This is a genomic window from Mesorhizobium kamtschaticum, assembly GCF_056174585.1.
Map to the genome: position 1 here is coordinate 334,222 of NZ_JBWBWI020000003.1, position 21,210 is coordinate 355,431.

Sequence of the window (21,210 nt, forward strand, 5' to 3'; positions counted from 1 at the left end):
GTCCAACTTATAAAGAATTACCCGACATTATCATCTCGTACACTGCGTCTCCTCAAAGGGATTCCACCAGGAATGCGTGCAGGGTACTCAGGAGCGCGGATTGGTGGGTTAAAGTGCTGCATCTCCAGAACACTATTCTCGAAATGATCGCCAGGGGTGAAACGCTCGAAGCAACGACGGACCGTCTTTGCCACCGGATCGAGAAACTGTTGCCGGGCGTCCGGTGTTCCGTCCTGCGCGTTGACGGCAACGGCTTGTTGCATCCCCTCCCAGGGTCCAGCTTCCCGAATGAATATATGGCTCTTCTCGAAGGCCTGATGATCGGTCCGCTTATGGGCTCCTGCGGCAGTGCGGCCTATCTCGGAAAAGCCGTGGCTGTGAAGGACATCGCGACCGACCCGCGCTGGATCGGCTTCAAGGAGCCGGTCCTGGCGCTGGGCCTGAAGGCCTGCTGGTCGAGCCCGGTCTGCGATGCCGCGGGCGCTGTGCTCGGCACCTTTGCCCTGTACTTTCCGGAGAAACGCGGCCCCACCCCTCGCGAGGAGAAGGTTGTCGCCTCTTGTACCTCCCTGTGCGCCATCGCGCTTGAGCGTCACCGGCGGGTCGTCGAGCGAGAGCACGGCGCCTATGTCGATGCCCTCACCAACCTGCCGAACCGGGCGAGTTTGGACGTCGCCCTGGAGCGGCTGTCCTTTGGCCAACCGAGCGCCTGGGCGGTCCTGATCATCGACCTCGACAACCTGAAGACCATCAACGACACCTTCGGCCATGCCGCCGGCGATGCTTTGCTACAGGCGGTGGGGTCACGTCTCGCCGAAAGCGTAGCGCCTGACCGTGTGTTTCGCATGGGCGGCGACGAGTTCGTCGTAATCCTTCAGCGAGCTGGCGCGCCCTCCGGCATTGAAAGCACGGCGCGTCATATTCTCGACACTCTGGCTGTGCCCGCCGATTGCGACGGGCACATGATCCTGGCACAGGCTACCATCGGCGGCGCAGTGCTGTCGGCGGGGGACATCGATGCGAAAAGCGTGCGCCAAAACGCCGATTTCGCGCTCTACCACGCCAAGGAAACTTCCCGAGGCGGCTTCGTGCTGTACTCGCCGGGAATCGGCAGCACAATCAAGACCCGGATCGAGGTGATCCGCGATGTTGACGCGGCTTTGCGCGAAGGCCGGATCGACGCGTTCTACCAGCCGATCCTGCGGCTCGACACCCGCGCGATCGTCGGCATGGAGGCCCTCTGCCGCCTTCGCAAGCCGGATGGCGAGGTCGTTTCCGCCGCTGCGTTTCACCAGGCGACGTCCGATGTCAGCGTCGCTTCGAATCTGACGGAACGCATGATAGCGATCGTCGCAGCCGACGCGCGCTCGTGGCTGGATCAAGGTATTCCGTTGCAGCATGTCGGCATCAACATTACCTCAGCCGATTTTCATAGCGGCACCCTTTACGCGCGTCTCGAAGCCGCCTTCGGCCGCGAGAATGTTCCGTTGAAGCACATCATTCTGGAGGTCACGGAGTCGGTCTATCTCGGCCAGCGCGATCCGGTCGTCGCTCGGGAGATCAAGGCGCTGCGGGCCCATGGGCTGCGTGTCGCGCTCGATGATTTCGGAACCGGCTTCGCTTCGCTCACGCATCTGCTGACCGTGCCGGTCGATATCGTCAAGATCGACAAATCCTTCATTGATCGCCTTGTCCAGGGAGATCCGAGCCTGGCCATCGTCGAGGGCTTGGTTGGCATCGCTCGCAAGCTCGACATCCAGGTCATCGCCGAAGGCATCGAGAACGAAGCCCAGGCCGTTTTACTTGCAGAGATCGGGTGTCAGCTCGGTCAGGGATATCTGTTTTCGCAAGCGGTACCACGTCAGATAGCGAAAGGCCTTTTGAAGCGGTTCGGGCGACCACCTGCTGAGGAGACTAGGATGGCGAGCGGGATAGCGAACCCAATCGATCGGATCGCCTGACAGAAACCCTCCCTGGGGGTGGCTTGCACAACCGATAAAGAATGCTGCGGCGCCCCGCAGAGTGTCCGAAGAGGAGACAAATATGCGCCTGCCAACCGCGTCACAGCTTATTCGCAAGGCTTTTGGTCGCACCGGGTCCGGGCAATCGCCGGCCGGCCTGGCTATCCGTTCGGACATTCTTCCGGAGGAAACGAATTTCCGGATGCTCACTGAGAACAGCGGTGACGTCATCATGCAACTCGGGCCGGACACGAAGGCACGCTACGTTTCACCGTCATGCACCCGACTTCTGGGATGGCTTCCGGAGGAAATGGTGGGGCATGGTCCGGAGGAGTTCGTCCCGCCCGAGCATCTTCAAAACATCGCTGCGGCAGCCGCGCTCTTGCTTGCCGGAGCAGATGAAGGCGAGCCTCTTGCGATCGAGATCCGGCGCAAGGATGGGAAAACCGTCTGGGTGGAGAGCAAGGCGCGCATCGTCCGTGATCCGCTAACTGGCGTTCCAGGCGACTTCGTCCTGATCATGAGAGATATAACAGAACGCAAACGGCTCGAAGAACAACTCCGCTCGCTTGCGATGACGGACGGGCTGACCGGCCTGGCCAACCGTCGAGCCTTCGACGAAACCTTGGACAGGGAATGGCGGCGCACCGTTGGCAGCGCTGGACAGATGTCCTTGCTGTTGCTCGATATCGATCGATTCAAAGGCTTTAACGACAAATACGGTCATCAGGTTGGTGATGATTGTCTTCGTGCCGTCGCTGCCGCCATGAGAGACGTGCTTCATCGTCCAGGGGATCTGGCGTCGCGATACGGCGGGGAAGAACTCGCCGTCATCTTGCCTGATACCGACAGCGAGGGAGCACTTGAAATAGCGGAACGGCTGAGGCTCGCAATCGAAAACCTCGGCCTGCCTCATGGCGACAATTTGGAAGGCGGCGGACACGTCACAGTCAGCATTGGTTCAGCGACCGCACTGTCACGATCGGGCGGGACAATCAGGATGCCAGAAGGCCTGCTTCTCGCCGCCGACACCGCACTTTACAAGGCCAAGCACAAAGGCCGAAACCGCGTCGAAGTTGCACTGCTCCTCGCATCGGAAGGTCCCGACGCGGTCTGATCAAAGGGCGCTATAGCCTCGCACATCGATTCAGCCAGAAGGTCTCGATTTCGTTGACCTGGGCCAGTAGCAAACCTTGAGCGCGGCTGGGTGTCGCGGCAGATATGCCCTCTGCCCTCTGCAGTGGCCCGGTTGCCATTGACGCAGCCCGGCTGTGGGCGGGTTCGTAGGCCGTCTCGCAGCAGCGGCGTAATAGGGCCAAAAGCGGTCCAGATAGGCATCGGTTTGGATGCGTTTGCGGCAGGCAGGCATTGCTGTCTCCGGCCAAAAACATGATAGGAATATGGTCCTGCCTCGTTGTCAAGAATGTGCCGAGCCGTCAGTAACTTTTTTGATGACAAGCACTTTCGGCGGAGTCATCTTCGCCTGTCGGCGGGTCTCTCCGCCGCCGCCTTTGTGTCGTTCAAGATCTCAGCCCGCAGGAGGCCCGGATGATTGATCGTCTCAACCTTGACCCAGCCCTCTATCCAAGTGATTTGGAAAGCCTGAAGTCGGTTTTCGACCAGCTTTGCCAAGAGAGCCATATCCAGCCGGGTTCACCAGAAGCCGAAAATGTTGCCTCTGACCTCGTGCGCCTTTTCCAGACCGGACTAAGCGACCAGACTTGCCTGCTCATAGCAGCTAGGGCGCGACAGCGGGATTTGAGGCGGGCAGGCTAACCGTTCCCTCATGGACCCGCACTGAATGGTAGCCGGCGCGATGGCCGAGCCCGTGCACCCCTGCAACTTCGTCGAACATGCTCGACAAGTGTCGGATTTTTCTGAGACAGAAGTTGGAGGGCCAACCCGTCCGACTGATCTCGGGCATATCGGTCAAATCCTGTACTTATATTGCGACCGGCCCGTAAATTGTATCACTGCAATATCTTCGTACGGGCCGTGGGCGATGCGCCGTCTAGGCGAGGCGAATGCTCCGGACTTCCAAGCCTTTCTTGCCTTGCCCGCATTCGACAAACACCTTCTGTCCCTCCACCAGCACGCTGAGCCCTGAGCGGGCCAGGGTGCTGGCATGAACGAAGACGTCCTTCTCACCGTTGTCAGGAGCAATGAAGCCAAAACCCTTTTCGGGTTTGTACCACTTGACCGTGCCCGCGCTCTCCAGCTCCGCACCCGTCTCGGCGATGGTCCCTCCAGCGGCGAGCTTATGTGACGGAGTTTTCGCGATCTGATCGCCGATCTCCAGCCCCTGCGCGACTTGATGACCTTTCGGACTTTTTTCGACCGTGACCTTGAGATGCGTCCCCTCGGCAACATCCCGGCTTCCGGCCGCCTCTAGCGCTCGGACGTGCAGATAGGCCTCCCTGCCGTCCGACAGTTTGACGAAGCCAAAACCCTTGCTGACTGTGAACCACAATACCTCGGCGTCGACAGGGTGTGCGGTGACGGGCGCCGGGCGCTGAAAGTAGCTTGGCTCGGAGGTCCGTTCCGAAACGGAAACGGGGTCATCGTCATGGCGATGCCCGCGTGGCTCGCGATGGTCTCGATATTTGCCCATGATCATCTCGACTGGCTTGGATGGCGAACTACGCTACCGTCAAGATAATCTCAATCGGTCGACGCGTTTATGTCAAATGGCCGTGATGGCCGCAGCTGTGCCCGGCCTATCGGTCGAACCCTTTGAAACTAGATTCATTTCACCTGAAACAATAGTGCCGGCGCGTCGATTTATTGACTCGCATCAGGCTGTGCTGGAGTTCGAGTGCGATGATGGCGACGCGGGCGAACTGGAGAAGAATGTCGCAATGTCGATCGACGAGCTTTGCAATCGGCGTGTACATCCGGCGGTGTGATCGCCTTGGAGTTGGCAACCGCGCTCAATGGACGCCTCGCTCCCCACCGTTACCACCCACGGGTGTCGCGTTTGGCACATTTTTGTGCAGCGGCGACCAGCTAAAATCGCCACGACGCGTGGTGTTGACGCGCCGACAATTATCAGACAAAACCAAATTAAATCGATTCAGCCGCCTACGCGGCAAAGCTCTACCCAACCACTTCGGGGACCATGGACGATCGCGCAAAAGGCATCAAGAAAGGCAAGGCCGCGGTTAAGGCCAACGACGTCAAAGCCGACCTGATCGCCGTCGTTGTGGCAATGAACGGTGGTGGACCTTGCGTTCTCACCGTTGGACAGGAAGCCTCGGGGCCATTCGAGCTTGCTCATCGTTCGCTGCAGTCGGGCCTCAGGGGATGGGTGGAACAACAGACCGGCCAGCCGCTCGGTTATATCGAACAGCTCTACACCTTCGCCGATCGCGACCGGATTGGCGCCGAGGAGCGCGTAATCTCGATCAGCTATCTCGCACTTACGCAGATCGAGGATGCGGGCGCCGCAGCCAGGCGATCCTGGGCAAGCTGGTACGACTATTTTCCATGGGAGGATCACCGCTCTGGCGCGCCGGCGGCAGTGCTGGAAGATTTGCGACCGCGCCTGAGGGAATGGGCGGATAGCGCTGAAGAGAAAGCCATTCGGCTCGATCGCCGGCGGCGCACGGCTGTTGCTTTCGGCTTCGACGACCGGTCATGGAACGAAGAGTTCGCGCTGCAGCGTTATGAACTACTCTATGAGGCGGCGCTTGTGGAGGAAGCGATACGCGGTAGACCTTCAGTCGCACCTACTCCGGTAGTGGGCAAATCGATGATCGCCGATCACCGCCGCATCCTGGCAACGGCTATTGCGCGGCTGCGCTCCAAGATCAAATACCGGCCCGTCGTGTTCGAACTGATGCCGCCGCTCTTTACGCTTTTGCAGCTGCAGCGAACCGTGGAAGCGCTCTCCGGCAGGCTCATCAACAAGCCAAACTTTCGCCGGCTGATAGAACAGCAGGAGCTGGTTGAAAAGACCGGGGAGACAACCACCGAAACCGGCGGCCGACCGGCGCAGCTCTACCGCTTCCGCCACGACATTCTCGATGAGAGGCCGGTGGCCGGGACAAAATTGCCGCTTGCGAGGGCTTGACATCCCTTATAGTCACAAAGGATATATAGGTCTTATATTCTTGTAGACTATAACTGGAGGCTCGATGAGCGCCATCCTGCCTTCAGGCGTGTCCCTGTACGACCGCGTTCGCCACTTTGTCCCCCCGATCGAATGGCCGGTCTTTGCCGGCGATATCGATGCCATTCTTGATCTGAAGCGGCAGCGAAACGCCGTCATCCTGGCGCACAACTACCAGACGCCGGAGATTTTCCATTGCGTGGCTGACATCGTCGGTGACAGCCTGGCGCTTGCCCGCAAGGCGATGTCGACCGATGCCGATGTCATCGTGCTTGCCGGCGTGCATTTCATGGCCGAGACGGCGAAGCTGCTCAATCCGCAAAAGACGGTGCTCATTCCCGATCTGCGCGCCGGCTGTTCGCTGGCGGATTCGGTTACTGCCGAAGACATCCGCCTGCTGCGGCAACGCTATCCCGGCGTGCCAGTCGTGACCTACGTCAACACGTCGGCCGAGGTGAAGGCTGAGTCCGACATCTGCTGCACCTCGGGCAACGCGAAGGCCATCGTCGAGTCGCTTGGTGTTCCCCAGGTGATCATGCTGCCGGACGAATATCTCGCCCAGAATATCGCCGCCCAGACCGACGTGAAGATCATCGCCTGGAAAGGCCACTGCGAAGTCCATGAGCGCTTTACGCCGGCCGACATCCGCGAGTTGCGCGAAAATCATCCTGGTGTGATCGTGCTTGCGCATCCAGAATGTCCGCCCGACGTGGTCGCGGAGGCAGACTTTTCCGGCTCCACGGCCGCCATGTCCGATTATGTCCAAAGGCAAAAGCCGCCACGCGTCGTGCTGCTGACGGAATGCTCGATGAGCGACAATGTCGCGCTCCAGCATCCGGAGCTCGAGTTCATCCGGCCCTGCAATCTTTGCCCGCACATGAAGCGGATCACGCTCGCGAACATCCGCGAGGCTCTCGAGCAAAACCGGCATGTCGTAACCATCGATCCTGAGATTGCCGGCCGGGCCCGGCTCGCCGTCGAGCGGATGCTTGCGATATGAGACGCCCAAAGGTGCACCAGTGAGCGCGGATGTGCGCAGCTTCTTTGGCCGGCCCATCATCATTGGCGGCGGCATTGCCGGATTGTTGACCGCGCTTCATCTGGCGCCGGAACCCGTGCTTCTTCTGTCCAGGACACCGCTTGGAACCGACGCATCGAGCACGTGGGCACAGGGCGGCCTGGCTGCCAGCCTTGGCGTCGACGATGATCCGGCACTGCATCTCGCCGACACGCTCGCCGCCGGCGACGGGCTGTGCGACGCGGAAATCGCCAGCCGCATCCTCCATGCGGCTCCTAACGCGATTGCGACCCTGGCGACCCTTGGGGTCCGCTTCGATCGGACGCCTGAAGGAGCACTGCGCCTGGGATTGGAGGCCGCGCACAGCCGCCGGCGCATCGTTCATGCCGGCGGCGACGGCAGTGGGCAGGAGATCATGCGCGCGCTGGTCGAAGCCGTGCGTTCCACTGCGTCGATTGTGGTCGTCGAGGGCGTTGAGGCGCGGCGGCTGGCGGTGGAGGACAATACGATCCGGGGCGTTTGGGCAAGCTGTTCGACGAGCCCTGTGTTCCTGGGTACCGGACGTGTCGTCCTCGCGACCGGTGGGATCGGCGGCCTGTTTTTCGATACCACCAATCCTTTGGGCAGTTGCGGACAGGGCCTGGCACTTGCGGCGCGTGCCGGTGCTGTCCTTGCCGATATCGAGTTCATCCAGTTCCACCCGACCGCTCTCGACGGACCGGACCGCCCCATGACGCTGATCAGCGAGGCGGTTCGCGGCGAAGGCGCGACGATTGTCGATGAAACCGGCCGGCGCTTCCTCGAAGACTTGCATGACGCGGAACTCGCCCCGCGCGACGTCGTGGCCCGCGCCATCTCGAAGCATCTTTTGAACGGTCATCGCGTCTCTTCTCGATGGACGCGAAAAACCCGGCCCGACATTCGCGCGGCAGTTTCCAACGATCGCATCAGCTTGCCGGGGCGCCGGCATCGACCCGGGACGCGACCTCATACCCATACGGCCGGCCCAGCATTACCATATGGGCGGTGTCGCAGTGGATCAGGACGGCCGTACCTCCGTTGCCGGACTGTGGGCTTGCGGCGAAGTCGCTTCGACCGGACTGCATGGCGCCAACAGGCTTGCCAGCAACTCGCTGACCGAGGCAATCGTATGCGCGCGCTGGGTCGCTGAAAGCGTGGCGGGAGCTCCGATCGGTCGCAGAACGCGATCGACGGCATGGGAAATTCCGGCGCCCGATTCAGTCTCCTTGCGCCCCCTCCTCTCACGCACCCTTGGCGTGAAGCGTGATGGCGAGATGTTGCGCGAGGCCGTTCGGACATTGCTTCCGCTGGCCAGACGCCACAATGCGGCGTCCGATCCCGCCGCAGTGGGACTGATGATCGCGGTTGCCGCCTTGCTGCGCCAGGAAAGCCGCGGCGCTCACCACCGCACGGACTTTCCCGATCGTGCTGCCACCGCCCGCCGCTCCAGGCTCAGGCTTGACGAAGCCTTAGCGACAGCCGACGAACTCGCATGTTCGTCAACGCTTGAAGAGGTCGAGCCATGAACCTCTCGCCGCTTCCCGCAATCATGCTCGAGCCCCTGGTGCGGGCAGCGCTTCTGGAAGATCTCGGCCGGGCCGGTGATCTGACGACCGACGCCATCGTTCCGAAGGACCTTCGGGCAACGACCGTGCTTTCGGCACGACAGAGTGGAGTTGTCGCGGGGCTCGATCTGGCGATGCTCGCTTTCAGGCTGATCGATGAGAGGATCGAGAGTACGCTTGAGTGCCCGGACGGCGGCGAGGTGGCGCAAGGACAGACCATAGCGTCGGTGAGCGGGCCGGCTGGAGCCATTCTCACCGCCGAACGCACCGCGCTTAATTTCCTCAGCCATCTGAGCGGCATCGCCACGGCGACGGCATCGATCGTCAATGCCATCCACGACCACAAGGCGAAAATCGTCTGCACCCGCAAGACGACGCCCGGTTTGCGGGCAGTCGAAAAATACGCGGTGCGCGCTGGTGGCGGCGCCAATCACCGTTTCGGCCTCGACGACGCCATCCTGATCAAGGACAACCATATCGCCATGGCCGGAGGAATCCGCCCGGCCATTGAACGAGCGCGTGCGAGTGTCGGCCATCTCGTCAAGATCGAGGTCGAAGTCGATACGCTGGCCCAGCTGGAAGATGTCCTGGCTCTCGCCCCCGACGCTGTGCTCCTCGACAACATGTCGGTCGAGGAATTGCGCCATGCGGTATCGATGGTCGCCGGTCGATGCATCACCGAAGCATCGGGCAGTATCACCGCCGCCGCGGCGCCAGCAGTCGCCGCGACCGGCGTCGATATGATCTCCATCGGCTGGCTAACCCACAGCGCGCCGATCCTGGATATCGGCCTTGATTATCGGGACTCATGATCGACTACAAACGGACGGCAGCGGGCCGATAAGCCTTCCAGTCGCCGTCAATCCGCCAGCAAAGAAGCCGTAACGCCGGAACCCAGGGAACAGGACAGGGATGCACGCATCGAATTCGACGAAGACAATGCCACAGGCGCAATGCAACGATGGCGGGATGTGGACCCTGGAGAAGGCTCGGGCTGTTCACGACGCTCCCTTCAACAATCTCCTCTTCCTCGCGCAAACCGTCCACCGCGAGAATTTCGATCCCAACAAGGTCCAGCTCAGCCGGCTTCTCAGCATCAAGACCGGCGGATGCCCGGAGGATTGCGGCTATTGCAGCCAGTCGGCGCATCACGAAACCGGGTTGAAGGCGTCGAAGCTGATGGAGGTCGACCGCGTCATCGCCGAGGCGACCAAGGCGCGCGATGCCGGCGCCACCCGCTATTGCATGGGCGCGGCCTGGCGAAATCCCAAGGCGCGCGACATGGATGCGGTGGTGGCGATGGTCGAAGGCGTCAAGGCGCTGGGCATGGAGACCTGCATGACGCTCGGCATGCTCGATCTTGAGCAGACCGCTCGTCTGAAACAAGCGGGTCTCGACTATTACAACCACAACATCGATACGTCGGAACGCTACTACAGCGAGATCATCAGCACGCGCAGCTTTGCCGATCGGCTGGAGACGCTCGAGCAGGTGCGCCAAGCCGGCATCAAGGTCTGCTGTGGCGGCATTGTCGGCATGGGCGAAGAGCCGGTGGACCGCATCGACATGCTGTTGACGCTGGCCAATCTGCCGGAGCATCCGCAAAGCGTTCCGATCAACATGCTTATCCCGATCGCCGGGACCCCGCTTGCCGAAGCCAGGCCGATCGAGCCGATCGAATTCGTGCGCGTGATCGCGCTGGCGCGCATCATGATGCCGAAATCGCATGTGCGACTTTCGGCCGGCCGCACCGCCATGACCGACGAGATGCAGGCGCTGTGCTTCTTTGCCGGCGCCAATTCAATCTTCGTCGGGGACACACTGCTGACGGCGGACAATCCCGGCGAGGACAAGGATCTTTTACTCTTCCGACGCCTCGGCATCGAGCCGATGGAACTCGAGGCGCAATGAACGGGGCGCCGCTTGCCCGCTATGACGCGACCTTGCAAGGGCTGGCGCGCAGGGACCGGCTGCGCACGCTTGCGCCGCGCGCCGGGCTCGACTTCTCGTCGAACGACTATCTCGGGCTTGCCGCATCGAGGAGGCTTGGCGGCGCGGTTGCGGCGGCGATCGCGCGGGGCACGCCGGTTGGCGCCACCGGGTCGCGGCTGTTGCGCGGCAATGCACCGGAGCATGAGCAACTGGAGGCAGACGCGGCGGCGTTCTTCGGGGCCGACCGCGCACTGTTCTTCGGCAGCGGTTACATCGCCAACTTCGCTCTGCTGACCGCGTTGCCGCAGAGGGGCGACCTTTTGATCCTGGACGAGCTCGCCCACGCCAGCATGCATGAGGGCGCGCGGGCAGGACGTGCTGAGTTCAAGCTCGCCGCGCATAACGACGTCGATGCTTTCGAGGATGCTATCACGCGCTGGCGCGCCGAAGGCGGCACGGGGCGCGTCTGGATCGCGGTCGAAAGCCTTTACAGCATGGATGGTGACCGCGCGCCGATGGAGAGCCTCGTCGCGCTTGCCGATCGGCACGAGGCATTCCTCGTCGTCGACGAAGCGCATGCCACAGGCGTCTGGGGACCGGACGGCCGGGGGCTGGCCGCCGTATTCGAGGGTCGCGACAACATCATTGCGCTCCATACTTGCGGCAAGGCGCTCGGCGCGTCCGGCGCACTGGTCACCGGGCCGGGACTGCTGTGCGACTATCTCGTCAACCGCTGCCGGCCATTCATCTATTCCACCGCGCCATCGCCTCTGATGGCAGTGGCAGTGCGCGAGGCGATTGCCATGCTGTCCGATGAGCCCCAACGCCGTGTCCAGTTGCAGGAGCGCGTTGCCTTCGCGGGCCGCCAATTGGCCGAGCGCTGCGGCGTAGCGCCCAGCGGTTCGCAGATCCAGCCCTTCGTCATCGGCGACGTCGGGCGCACCATGGCGGTGGCGGCGGCACTGCGGGCCCGCGGCTTCGACATCCGCGGCATCCGCCCGCCGACGGTGCCCGAGGGCACGTCGCGCCTGCGCATTTCGCTGACGCTCAACGTCCACGAAGTCGAGATTTCCGAAATGGTCGAGGCGCTCGTCGAGGTGTTGGCCCAAACATGACCGGAGGCGGCATGACCCAACGTATCGTCATCACCGGAACCGATACCGGAATTGGCAAGACCGTATTTGCGGCCGGGCTCGCCGGCCTGCTCGACGGTTTCTACTGGAAGCCGGTTCAATCGGGCCTCGACGACGAGACGGACAGCGAGGTGGTCACGCGGCTCGCCGGCCTGCCGCCGGGGCGCGTGCTGCCGGAAGCCTACCGCTTGAAGAGCCCGCTGTCGCCGCACCGTTCGGCCGAGATCGACGGCATATCGATCAAGGCTGCCGATCTTTCATTTCCGGTCCTGCCGGCGCCGCTGGTGATCGAGGGCGCGGGCGGCCTGATGGTGCCGCTCAACCGGAAGACAAGGTTCATCGACATATTCGCTGAATGGCGGCTGCCGGTCATTCTATGCGCCCGCACCACGCTCGGCACCATCAACCACACGCTGCTGTCGATCGAGGCGCTGCGCGCCCGCTCCATCCCGCTGGCCGGCATCGCCTTCATCGGCGATGAGATGGCCGATACGCAACGGACAATCGTGGAATTCAGCGGTGCGCCGCAGCTCGGCAGGCTACCGCACCTCGTTCCGCTGACGGACAAAACGCTGAGAGACGCAATGATTGCCGGCTTCGCCTTCGCCTCGAATACGGGAGATGACTGATGTCGCATGTCTGGCATCCCTTCACACAGCACGCGCTCGAGCCGGCGATCCCAGAAATCGTCCTGACCGAGGGCGCCTATCTCCACAAGGCCGATGGCGCGCGCATCCTGGACGCGATTTCCTCTTGGTGGGTCGTCACGCATGGCCACCGCCATCCCCGCATCATGAAGGCCATCGAGACGACCGCGTCGAGCCTCGACCAGATCATCTTCGCCGGCTTCACGCACGAACCGGCCGAACGTCTGGCCAAGGCGCTTGTCGGCCTCGCTCCGTCCGGACTCGACTGGGTGTTCTATTCCGACAGCGGCTCGACCTCCGTCGAAGTCGCGCTGAAGATGGCGCTCGGGTATTTCCGCAACATCGCCGCGCCGCGCTCGCGCATCGTCGTCATGGAGCACAGCTATCATGGCGACACCATTGGCACGATGAGCGTAGGCGCCCGCGGCGTGTTCAACGCCGCCTACGAACCCTTGCTGTTCGAGGTCGACACCATCCCCTTCCCGGCCGCGGGACGCGAACAAGAGACGCTGGATCGTTTCGAGGCCGTGAGCCGCGACCAACGCGCCGCCGCGCTGATCGTCGAGCCGCTGGTGCTTGGCGCCGGCGGCATGCTGATGTATCCGGCCTGGGTTCTGGCCGAATTGAAGAAGATCACTGAGGCCTCCGGCACGCTGCTGATCGCCGACGAAGTGATGACCGGCTGGGGGCGCACCGGAACCATGTTCGCCTGCGAGCAGGCGTCAATCTCTCCGGACATATTGTGCACCTCGAAGGGCCTGACCGGTGGCGCCATCCCGCTGGCGGCCACGCTCGCCACCGATGCCATCTTCCAGGCCCATTATTCCGAGGATCGGAAGAAGACCTTCTTTCATTCGAGTTCCTATACCGCCAATCCGATTGCCTGCGCGGCGGCTCTCGCCAATGTCGAGATCTGGCACGACGAGCCGGTGGCCGAACGGATCGCGGCCTTGAGCGCGAGGCAGGCCGCCGGGCTTCGGCGCTTCCGCGACAATCCGTTCTTCACCGACTGCCGCGGCACAGGAACGATCGCAGCGCTCGACCTCCGAACCGGTTCCGCAGGTTATCTCGCCGAGATCGGGCCAAAACTGCGCGCCTTTTTCCTCGAGCGCGGCATGCTCGTGCGCCCGCTCGGCAACGTCCTCTATCTCCTGCCGCCCTATTGCATCACCGGCGACGAATTGGACGGGCTCTATGACGCCATTGAGGAGGCCGGCGAACGCTTCGGTTCGAGACCATGAGCAGGTCGTCGCGCATTCTCGGATTTGGCCATCACGCGCCTGGGCGCAAAGTGGCGAATGCCGAGATCGAGAGCAGTCTCGGCCTCGAACTGGGCTGGATCGAAAGGCGTACCGGAATCCGCTCCCGTTTCTGGGCAACGGACGAAGACACGCTGTCTGGTCTTGCCACGCAGGCCGGAGAAATGGCGCTGGCGAATGCCGGTATTGACCGCGGCGACATCGGTCTGCTGTTGCTTGCCACCTCGACGCCCGATCACCTCCTGCCGCCCAGCGCACCTCTGGTCGCGCACAAGCTCGGCATTGGCCGCGCAGGCGCGGTCGATCTAACCGGCGCCTGCGCCGGTTTCATCTATGCGCTGATGTTCGCCAACGGGTTCACCCGCCTGCATGGCAAACCAGCGCTGGTCATCGCCGCCAATATCCTCAGCCGTCGCATCAATCCGGCCGAGCGCGCGAGCTCAGTCCTGTTCGCCGATGCCGCCGGCGCCGTGGTGATTGGTCCCTGCGAGGATGCCGATCACGGCATTCTCGGTGCCTCGGTCGATTCCGACGGCTCGCGCTACGGGCTGATCCATATCCCGGCAGGCGGAAGCAACATCCCGTTCCATGGCGAGCTCGACCTTGGGCAAACCCGGATGACGATGAGCGATGGCCGCGAAGTGTTCGCCAAGGCCGTCGAGATGATGACTGCATGTTCAAAGGACGCGCTCACTGCTGCCCAGTTGCAGCCGCAGGACATCGATCGGTTCGTGCCGCACCAGGCCAATGCCCGCATTTTCGATGCGGTCGGGAGAAACCTCGGCATAGCGGATCAAGCAATCGTCAAGACGATCGCCGACTACGGCAACTCTTCCGCCGCGACGATCCCGCTATCCCTGTCGCTAACCCATCAGATGGAGCCGTTTCGGCCGGGCGAGAAAATCCTGCTGGCAGCCGCAGGGGCGGGCCTCAGCGGCGGCGCGCTCGTCGTCGGAGTTTAGCGGGGCGACCGAGCCGCCAAGAGGACGGCAAGAACCTGACCGTGTATGATCGATAGGGACAACAGAACCAATGCGAAAAATAATCGCCGGCAAACTGCACGGCATTTACGTCACCGAAGCAAACCTCAACTACCATGGTCCGATTACGCTCGACCCTGACCACTGCGAAGAAGCCGGGATCCTACCGATGGAATTCGTGGAGATATGGAACAAGAATTCCGGTGCGCGGATTTCGACCTATGTCATTCTCGGCGAGCGCGGCTCACGATGCTGTGTTCTAAATGGAGCGGCTGCCCGCACCTGCCAGCCCGACGACCAGATCATTGTCTGCAGCTCCATCTATCTGGACGAAGCGCACATTACCTCGGTGAAGCCGCGGATCGTTACGTTCGACCAGGACAACCACATACTCGACCGCCTGAGCTACTCCGTCGATCTTGACGCGGACGGCCGTTACAGTTTCTCGATCTTTGATGAGGCGAATGAGGCTTTGGCCATTCCTGCCCTGGTCTCCGGGGCGTGACTTCAACTCCAGATGTGCGAGCCTCTCCGCCCCGTTGCAACTCGCCCAGCACTGAAGAGAGGTCCTAAGCCTCGCGGTGCTGTGACATTCCAGCTTCGAAAGGAGGAGGCCCGCTCGCCTTTCGCCACAGCGGGTTTTCGTGAGATGGCGCAATGTCCCGCGTCTCCATGGTGCTGGGTGACTCTAATGTGATTTTGCGTGTTTGACCCCGTCTCAGGTTACTTGCGGTGGCGGCTTGCAAATTCTTGCTGCTTTTCTAGCGCCGCGGCCGGATCCTTGACGACCTGGCTTTTCATGATCTTTGCCGCCGTGTCGATCAAGCAGGCCACATAGTCGTCTTCCGCATCGGCAGCGGTGCCAACCATCGCCATAAATGTGGTCAGCCGGCGGCCGCAAGTAGCGTTGAAATGGCCCTTCGGCGATGTGTTTCTCCCGCCGGTACCAAAGGCTCACCAGCCATCCGACCTCTCCACAGATCCGGTGTAGATATCAGCGTTCGTCAATCGGTGGCTTGCCAGCAAGGCCGAGCCTGGCTCGTTGGTCATCGGCGGAATTTTCGGCGGGAGACTGTGTCTTGAACCGAAGAATTGTCAGTTTGCCGTCCTCAACAATATGAACGACCCATCCCCCACCGGCGCGTTTGACGCGCACGTCGTTTGGTTCGCCAGCCACCATCGATGCCCCTCATTTGGTCGCCCTGGACCGAGACTGGAAGTCGTTCCTCGCAAAGCGAAAAACACGGTACCTTACGTAACGTCAAGCGCAGATTATCTGATAGCTGACGCTTTATGGATTGGACGGGGGCAGCGATTTCGGCCCGGAACCTCCGAGCCCGCCGCATCTTGCATTCGGATCGATTTAGATGCCCGAATTTTGCATGTTAATGCGGCCTTAATTATCCGCGGCTAATGTGGATGGGAACGCGTATTCAGTTCGAGTAGCTCTGCAAAAAGCCCGCCGCTCTTGCCCTCAAGAGTGGCGGGTTTTTCGGTTGTGAAACGCTGGCGCGGAGAAGCTGCAGATGGATGCAGCCGGCCAACAGTGGCGGTGCTTCAGTCAATCTAATGGCTGCGCTGCAAACAGGTCGCGACCGGTGGGCAGCAGGACATCGTCGGCAAGCCGTGGTTTTTGCAGCAGCGCGTCACGATCGCCCACTCGTTTTGTCAAGCAGTCCAGAGCACTGGTTCAAGCCGGACTGAATCCGGCGAGCATCGTTCGTTCCCCCCATCCGTCTGTAAAGCCGAGAATGGCGATATCAATCCTGTCGAGTGGCATTTTTCGTGATTCCTGCGACTAATTGGCCATTTTGCGCAACGATTATCGAAGCGCACCCTCTCGCGCAAGCGTATTCGCAAACACCTGCGCGCCGATTCCATGGTTCACTGGGTTTAGACAGGGAACGAGCCCAAAAGGGCCGGATCAGGAGATAAAAAGATGCGCGTCGGCTGCCCCCGAGAAATCAAGAATCACGAATACCGCGTCGGCCTCACGCCCGGCTCGGTCCGCGAATATGTCGCCCATGGCCATGAAGTGCTGGTCGAGACCGGCGCCGGTGCCGGCATCGGCGCCGACGACAACGCCTACCGCGCCGCCGGCGCCACCATCGCCAAGACGGCCGCGGACGTGTTTGCCAAGTCCGACATGATCGTCAAGGTCAAGGAGCCGCAGCCCAACGAATGGGTACAGCTGCGCGACGGCCAGATCCTCTACACCTATCTCCATCTCGCTCCGGATCCGGAGCAGACCAAGGGCCTGCTGGCTTCCGGCGTCACGGCGATCGCCTACGAGACCGTGACCGACGACCGCGGCGGCCTGCCGCTGCTCGCGCCGATGTCGGAAGTCGCCGGCCGCCTGTCGATCCAGGCCGGTGCCACCGCGCTGCAGAAGGCCAATGGCGGCCGCGGCGTGCTGCTCGGCGGCGTACCCGGCGTGCTGCCTGGCAAGGTCACCGTGCTTGGCGGCGGCGTCGTCGGCCTGCATGCCGCCAGGATGGCGGCCGGTCTTGGCGCCGACGTCACCATCATCGACCGCTCCATCCCGCGCCTGCGCCAACTCGACGACCTCTTTGCCGGCCGCGTCCACACCCGCTATTCGACCGTCGAAGCGCTAGAAGAAGAATGTTTTTCGGCCGACATCGTCGTCGGCGCCGTGCTCATTCCGGGTGCCGCGGCACCCAAGTTGGTTTCGCGCGAAATGCTGTCCGGCATGAAGAAGGGCGCCGTGCTGGTCGACGTCGCCATCGACCAGGGTGGCTGTTTTGAGACCTCGCATGCCACCACCCATGCTGACCCGACTTACGAAGTCGACGGTGTCATCCATTACTGCGTCGCCAACATGCCCGGCGCGGTGCCGGTCACGTCGGCGCACGCGCTCAACAACGCGACGCTTCATTATGGGCTACAGCTCGCCGACAAGGGCCTGAAGGCTTTGGTCGACGACCACCATTTGCGCAACGGCCTCAACGTCCACAAGGGCAAGATCACCAACCGCGCGGTCGCCGAAGCGCTCGGCTACGAACTGGTTGAGCCGAAAGCCGTTCTCGCAGCCTGATTTCACCAAAAGAGTTTCCTCCCGTCTCGCCCGCCGGTTCGTTCCGGCGGGCTTTTTTTGGCGAGGATTGGCCAGAGGCGTCTTCCCCTCCCTTTCCTGTCGCGGTGCAGCTCGTCGGGGCGAAACGCTGGTCGACGATGAAGCTGAACGCGCAGCCGAAGTCCCCCGGCTTTTCCTGATGCGACTGAGTACCAGGGGCCCTCCCCGTGAGCACGCGCTTTTGGTGCCCCCGGGTGCCCGGTGCAATCGTTCCCGGTCTCGACCAGATCGTCGCAGAGGAACAGGAGTACACCCGCCCCACCGGCAAGTCCGATTCTACTGGATTACATGCGGCCAGCTCTCCTCGCGGGGGTAGCCATCGTCGAGCGTGCCGGACCGGAATTCTCCGAATGATCGATTCCGATCTTCAGAATAGAAGAGATCGAGAACAGGCTTGGCAGCGTTTCAGTTCAGGATCGCTTCCTCATGCCACATCCAGCATGGATACGCCAACAGCGGTCGGATCAGTACGCGCACGACGGCGGGATGGCGTCGCTATTAGCCGCAGCGCAGGATGAGCATCGCAAAAGTCTTGCTGGAGCTTTATTGCTTTCAGCAGCAAGCGCCACTATGTAGCGACACTTCGCCGACTGTCTTTCAAGCCACCCGGGGTTTTTCGTGACAGAAGAAGCCGACAACAACATCAACGTCCTCATCGAGCTCACCGCCGATGTCGTCTCAGCCTATGTCGCCAACAATCCGGTCCCGGTGGGTGAACTTCCTGCCCTGATTGGCCAAGTGCACGCGGCACTCAAAGGCACGGCCGGCGCCAGCGTTTCCGCAGAAGAACCGGAGGCTCTCAAGCCTGCTGTATCGATTAGGAAGTCGCTAACACCGGATTACATAATCTGCCTTGAGGACGGAAGAAATTCAAATCGCTAAAGCGCCATCTGTCGACCCACTATGGGCTGACGCCGGACGAGTATCGGGCAAAATGGGCTCTGCCGGCGGATTATCCCATGGTCGCGCCGAATTACGCCGCTACGCGCTCGGCATTGGCCAAGACGATGGGACTCGGCCGCAAACCGAAAGAGCCGGAAACGCCCGCGCCGGCGAAGCGGACCCGCAAGAAGGTCGCAGCTTGATTTCAGCAATCGAGCTTTGTTCCGGGGCGCAGTTGCCATTGGCACAATCTGCATCTGTCCGGAATATGAAAAGGCGGGGATCTACCCCGCCTTTCCCATTCAAGCAGCTTGGCTTCCCCAACAATTCGCGCGGGCTGCAGCATTCCGCTGCTCAAGCCATCCAGTCGAGCCCTGTGCTCGCCGCTCTTATCACGCGGCGTCAGACCACCCTGGACCCATCGTATCCATCCGCTTTTAAGGAGCCAGGGGAAAAAAGATTCAGCCAGCTTTGCTGAGGCTGCCAGCCGAGGACTTGCCGGTGCGGCGGTCCTGTTCGATTTCATAGTTGATCTTCTGGCCATCGGCGAGGGTCGAGAGACCCGCTCGTTCAACGGCGGAAATGTGGACAAAAACATCCTGACCGCCATTGTCGGGTTGGATAAATCCAAATCCCTTAGTGCTGTTGAACCATTTTACCGTTCCAGTCGCCATATGCGTTTTCCTTTGTAACAATTGCAATTTGGGCAGGCCCTCAGGCCAGTCCCGATTCATAACCGAAACTTCTGCGTTCGGCGCAGCAAAAACGAGAAATTTGCAAGCCCCGGTTTTGACCGGCGGCGGCAACTCCTCATGGACCGTCCAGCGTCCGCCGGTAGAGGCTCACAGCGACACGCTTTACGGCCCCGATTCGATAGCCGAGACGGACGGGCTACAATCGGCCCCATTTGCTCCAAGCGATCACCTTACCGTCGGGGACGAAGCCGGTATAGAACGGGTTCGGGCCTCGCCGGGTTGGACGGAAGCTCGCCGTCAGCCTTCCCCGCGGCAGGTTCACCCGGCCAAGGGACGCACGACTTTTCGTGAGAGGTGGTCCTTTGCAAAAGCCACACGTGCGCAGTAGATGTCCACCCGGCCGGACAGGCCAAGAGCCTTTAAGGAATCGACGTTGCCGCTGCTCCCGCCTTTGATCCGCCACCTCAAATCTCCTGACCTGTTTGGTAGCCTTGACCGCCTGCCGGCGCTTGGCAAACCAGTCAGTGAGTGCACGTTTAAGGTCCTCAACCCATCGACGGGTGAAGTGCTGGCAGAGCTTCCGGACATGGGCGTCGAGGAGACGCGCGCCGCGATCGACAAGGCCTATATCGCGCAGCCTGGATGGGCGGCATTGACGGCCCGTGAACGCAGCGACGTTCTGTGGCGCTGGCATCAGCTGATTATCGACCACGCCGATGACCTTGCTGCGATATTGACCGCTGAGATGGGTAAGCCCCTTGCCGAGGCCAAGTCGGAAGTGTCGCATGCGGCGGCGTACCTGCAATGGTACGCCGAAGAGGCCAACCGCATCTATGGCGAGACTATCTCCGCGCCATCGACGGACCGTCGCTTGCTGGTGATCAAGCAGCCGATCGGCGTCGTCGGCACCATTACGCCATGGAATTTCCCGGCCTCAATGGTGGCGCGCAAGATCTCGCCGGCCTTGGCGGCGGGCTGCACAATCGTGCTGAAACCGGCTGAACAGACGCCGCTCGTTGCCGCTGCAATGTTTGCCCTTGCGCATGAGGCTGGCTTTCCCGAAGGCGTGGTCAACCTGATCTACGCGTCTGACGGCGATGCCGTCGGCCGTGAACTCTGCACAAACCCCAGGGTCCGTAAGATCAGCTTCACCGGCTCGACCGAGGTTGGGCGACTGCTCATGCGCCGGTGCTCGGACCAGATCAAGAAGGTCAGCCTTGAGCTGGGCGGCAATGCGCCTTTCATCGTCTTCGACGATGCAAACGTCGATGCGGCCGTCGACGGTGCGATCCAGGCCAAGTTCCGCAACGCCGGCCAGACCTGCGTTTCCGCGAACCGGCTTTACGTCCAGTCGGGCGTTCACGACGAATTTGTCGACAAATTCGTGGAGCGGGTTCGCCAGCTTCAGGTCGGGGACGGTTTCGATCCTGGTGTCGCCATCGGCCCGCTGATCGATAGGCATGCGCTCACCAAGATCCAATCGCATATCGCCGATGCCGTCGCTAAAGGCGGCACAATTCGCTGCGGAGGCGAACGCATTGGCAAGGACGGCACATTCTTCCAACCGACGGTCCTCACTCAAGTCTCCAGCGAGATGACGATTGCGCAGGAGGAGACATTCGGACCGCTGGCCCCCACCATTCGCTTTGACGATCCGGATCAGGTCGTGCACGAGGCAAATGACACGATCTACGGTCTGGCCGCCTACTTCTATGCCTCGAACTTGCAGCGTGTCTGGCGTGTGGCCGAGGCCTTGGAATATGGCATGGTGGGCATCAACACGGGACGCATGTCATCGGAAGCGGCACCCTTCGGCGGGATGAAGCAGTCCGGCATCGGGCGGGAGGGTTCCCGTCACGGGCTCGAGGATTACCTTGAAATGAAATATCTCTGCATGGGCGGCATCTGAGGC

At 61.7% G+C, this 21,210-nt stretch carries 18 protein-coding genes and 2 pseudogenes; 17 read left to right on the forward strand and 3 right to left on the reverse strand.

The features are described from left to right. The first annotated feature begins 143 nt into the window (after positions 1-143). The 3 genes from AC0V7N_RS40690 (at position 144) to AC0V7N_RS40700 (ending at position 3,737) form a co-directional block, all read left to right on the forward strand. Entirely contained in the window at positions 144-1,961 is a 1,818-nt protein-coding gene (locus AC0V7N_RS40690) for an EAL domain-containing protein (protein WP_496628730.1), read from the forward strand. 82 nt (positions 1,962-2,043) lie between these two features. Then, positions 2,044-3,078 carry a diguanylate cyclase gene (locus tag AC0V7N_RS40695; protein WP_496628553.1) on the forward strand — a complete coding sequence of 345 codons (1,035 nt, stop codon included), beginning with the start codon at positions 2,044-2,046 and terminating at the stop codon, positions 3,076-3,078. 431 nt (positions 3,079-3,509) lie between these two features. Continuing rightward, the gene (locus tag AC0V7N_RS40700) at positions 3,510-3,737 is read left to right on the forward strand and encodes a hypothetical protein (RefSeq protein ID WP_477249324.1); all 228 of its coding nucleotides are present in this window, start codon (positions 3,510-3,512) and stop codon (positions 3,735-3,737) included. 235 nt (positions 3,738-3,972) lie between these two features. On the opposite strand, the gene AC0V7N_RS40705 is transcribed toward AC0V7N_RS40700, so the two are convergent. Further along, the gene (locus AC0V7N_RS40705; protein ID WP_496628554.1) at positions 3,973-4,572 is read right to left on the reverse strand and encodes a cold shock domain-containing protein; all 600 of its coding nucleotides are present in this window, start codon (positions 4,570-4,572) and stop codon (positions 3,973-3,975) included. Between AC0V7N_RS40705 and AC0V7N_RS40710 the strand changes: the two genes are divergently transcribed. The 11 genes and pseudogenes from AC0V7N_RS40710 to panD all read left to right on the forward strand — a co-directional run bounded on the left by AC0V7N_RS40710 (position 4,571) and on the right by panD (position 15,132). Next, positions 4,571-4,867, forward strand: coding sequence for a hypothetical protein (locus AC0V7N_RS40710; RefSeq protein WP_496628555.1), 297 nt, complete (start codon positions 4,571-4,573; stop codon positions 4,865-4,867). The genes AC0V7N_RS40705 and AC0V7N_RS40710 overlap by 2 nt on opposite strands. 212 nt (positions 4,868-5,079) lie before the next feature. Beyond that, on the forward strand, positions 5,080-6,033 hold the full coding sequence (locus AC0V7N_RS40715) for an NrtR DNA-binding winged helix domain-containing protein (protein WP_496628556.1): 954 nt from the start codon (positions 5,080-5,082) through the stop codon (positions 6,031-6,033). A gap of 64 nt (positions 6,034-6,097) precedes the next feature. Further along, entirely contained in the window at positions 6,098-7,072 is a 975-nt protein-coding gene (gene nadA / locus AC0V7N_RS40720) for a quinolinate synthase NadA (protein WP_496628557.1), read from the forward strand. A 19-nt stretch (positions 7,073-7,091) separates the two neighbouring features. Continuing rightward, a pseudogene (locus AC0V7N_RS40725) lies at positions 7,092-8,637 on the forward strand (L-aspartate oxidase). After that, positions 8,634-9,488, forward strand: coding sequence for a carboxylating nicotinate-nucleotide diphosphorylase (nadC, locus tag AC0V7N_RS40730; RefSeq protein ID WP_258598158.1), 855 nt, complete (start codon positions 8,634-8,636; stop codon positions 9,486-9,488). The pseudogene AC0V7N_RS40725 and the gene nadC overlap by 4 nt, the downstream one beginning before the upstream one ends. 157 nt (positions 9,489-9,645) lie before the next feature. Then, positions 9,646-10,587 (forward strand): biotin synthase BioB, encoded by a 942-nt coding sequence (gene bioB, locus AC0V7N_RS40735; protein ID WP_496628558.1) that lies wholly within the window; start codon positions 9,646-9,648, stop codon positions 10,585-10,587. Further along, positions 10,584-11,723 carry an aminotransferase class I/II-fold pyridoxal phosphate-dependent enzyme gene (locus AC0V7N_RS40740; RefSeq protein WP_496628559.1) on the forward strand — a complete coding sequence of 380 codons (1,140 nt, stop codon included), beginning with the start codon at positions 10,584-10,586 and terminating at the stop codon, positions 11,721-11,723. The genes bioB and AC0V7N_RS40740 overlap by 4 nt, the downstream gene beginning before the upstream one ends. 11 nt (positions 11,724-11,734) lie before the next feature. After that, a complete protein-coding gene (bioD, locus tag AC0V7N_RS40745) occupies positions 11,735-12,370 on the forward strand; it encodes a dethiobiotin synthase (RefSeq protein WP_496628560.1) in 636 nt (211 codons plus the stop codon). Further along, positions 12,370-13,629, forward strand: coding sequence for an adenosylmethionine--8-amino-7-oxononanoate transaminase (locus AC0V7N_RS40750; RefSeq protein WP_496628561.1), 1,260 nt, complete (start codon positions 12,370-12,372; stop codon positions 13,627-13,629). Before bioD ends, AC0V7N_RS40750 begins: the two co-directional genes overlap by 1 nt. After that, the gene (gene bioZ / locus AC0V7N_RS40755) at positions 13,626-14,609 is read left to right on the forward strand and encodes a 3-oxopimeloyl-[acyl-carrier-protein] synthase BioZ (protein ID WP_496628562.1); all 984 of its coding nucleotides are present in this window, start codon (positions 13,626-13,628) and stop codon (positions 14,607-14,609) included. The genes AC0V7N_RS40750 and bioZ overlap by 4 nt, the downstream gene beginning before the upstream one ends. A 70-nt stretch (positions 14,610-14,679) precedes the next feature. After that, positions 14,680-15,132, forward strand: coding sequence for an aspartate 1-decarboxylase (gene panD, locus AC0V7N_RS40760; RefSeq protein WP_496628563.1), 453 nt, complete (start codon positions 14,680-14,682; stop codon positions 15,130-15,132). 218 nt (positions 15,133-15,350) lie between these two features. Here panD and AC0V7N_RS40765 read toward each other — a convergent pair whose 3' ends face one another. Further along, positions 15,351-15,503 carry a hypothetical protein gene (locus AC0V7N_RS40765; protein ID WP_496628564.1) on the reverse strand — a complete coding sequence of 51 codons (153 nt, stop codon included), beginning with the start codon at positions 15,501-15,503 and terminating at the stop codon, positions 15,351-15,353. Between the two features lie 1,063 nt (positions 15,504-16,566). Between AC0V7N_RS40765 and ald the strand changes: the two genes are divergently transcribed. Together ald and AC0V7N_RS40775 are read left to right on the forward strand one after the other, a co-directional pair. After that, positions 16,567-17,682, forward strand: coding sequence for an alanine dehydrogenase (ald, locus tag AC0V7N_RS40770; protein ID WP_258597413.1), 1,116 nt, complete (start codon positions 16,567-16,569; stop codon positions 17,680-17,682). A 657-nt stretch (positions 17,683-18,339) separates the two neighbouring features. Next, positions 18,340-18,806: pseudogene (locus tag AC0V7N_RS40775) on the forward strand (Ros/MucR family transcriptional regulator). A gap of 258 nt (positions 18,807-19,064) precedes the next feature. Here the strand turns inward: AC0V7N_RS40775 and AC0V7N_RS40780 are convergent. After that, positions 19,065-19,277: a cold-shock protein gene (locus AC0V7N_RS40780; RefSeq protein ID WP_023749661.1), complete on the reverse strand. Its 213-nt coding sequence runs from the start codon at positions 19,275-19,277 to the stop codon at positions 19,065-19,067. Between the two features lie 454 nt (positions 19,278-19,731). Between AC0V7N_RS40780 and AC0V7N_RS40785 the strand changes: the two genes are divergently transcribed. Further along, on the forward strand, positions 19,732-21,207 hold the full coding sequence (locus AC0V7N_RS40785) for a succinate-semialdehyde dehydrogenase (RefSeq protein ID WP_496628565.1): 1,476 nt from the start codon (positions 19,732-19,734) through the stop codon (positions 21,205-21,207). Positions 21,208-21,210 lie beyond the last annotated feature (3 nt).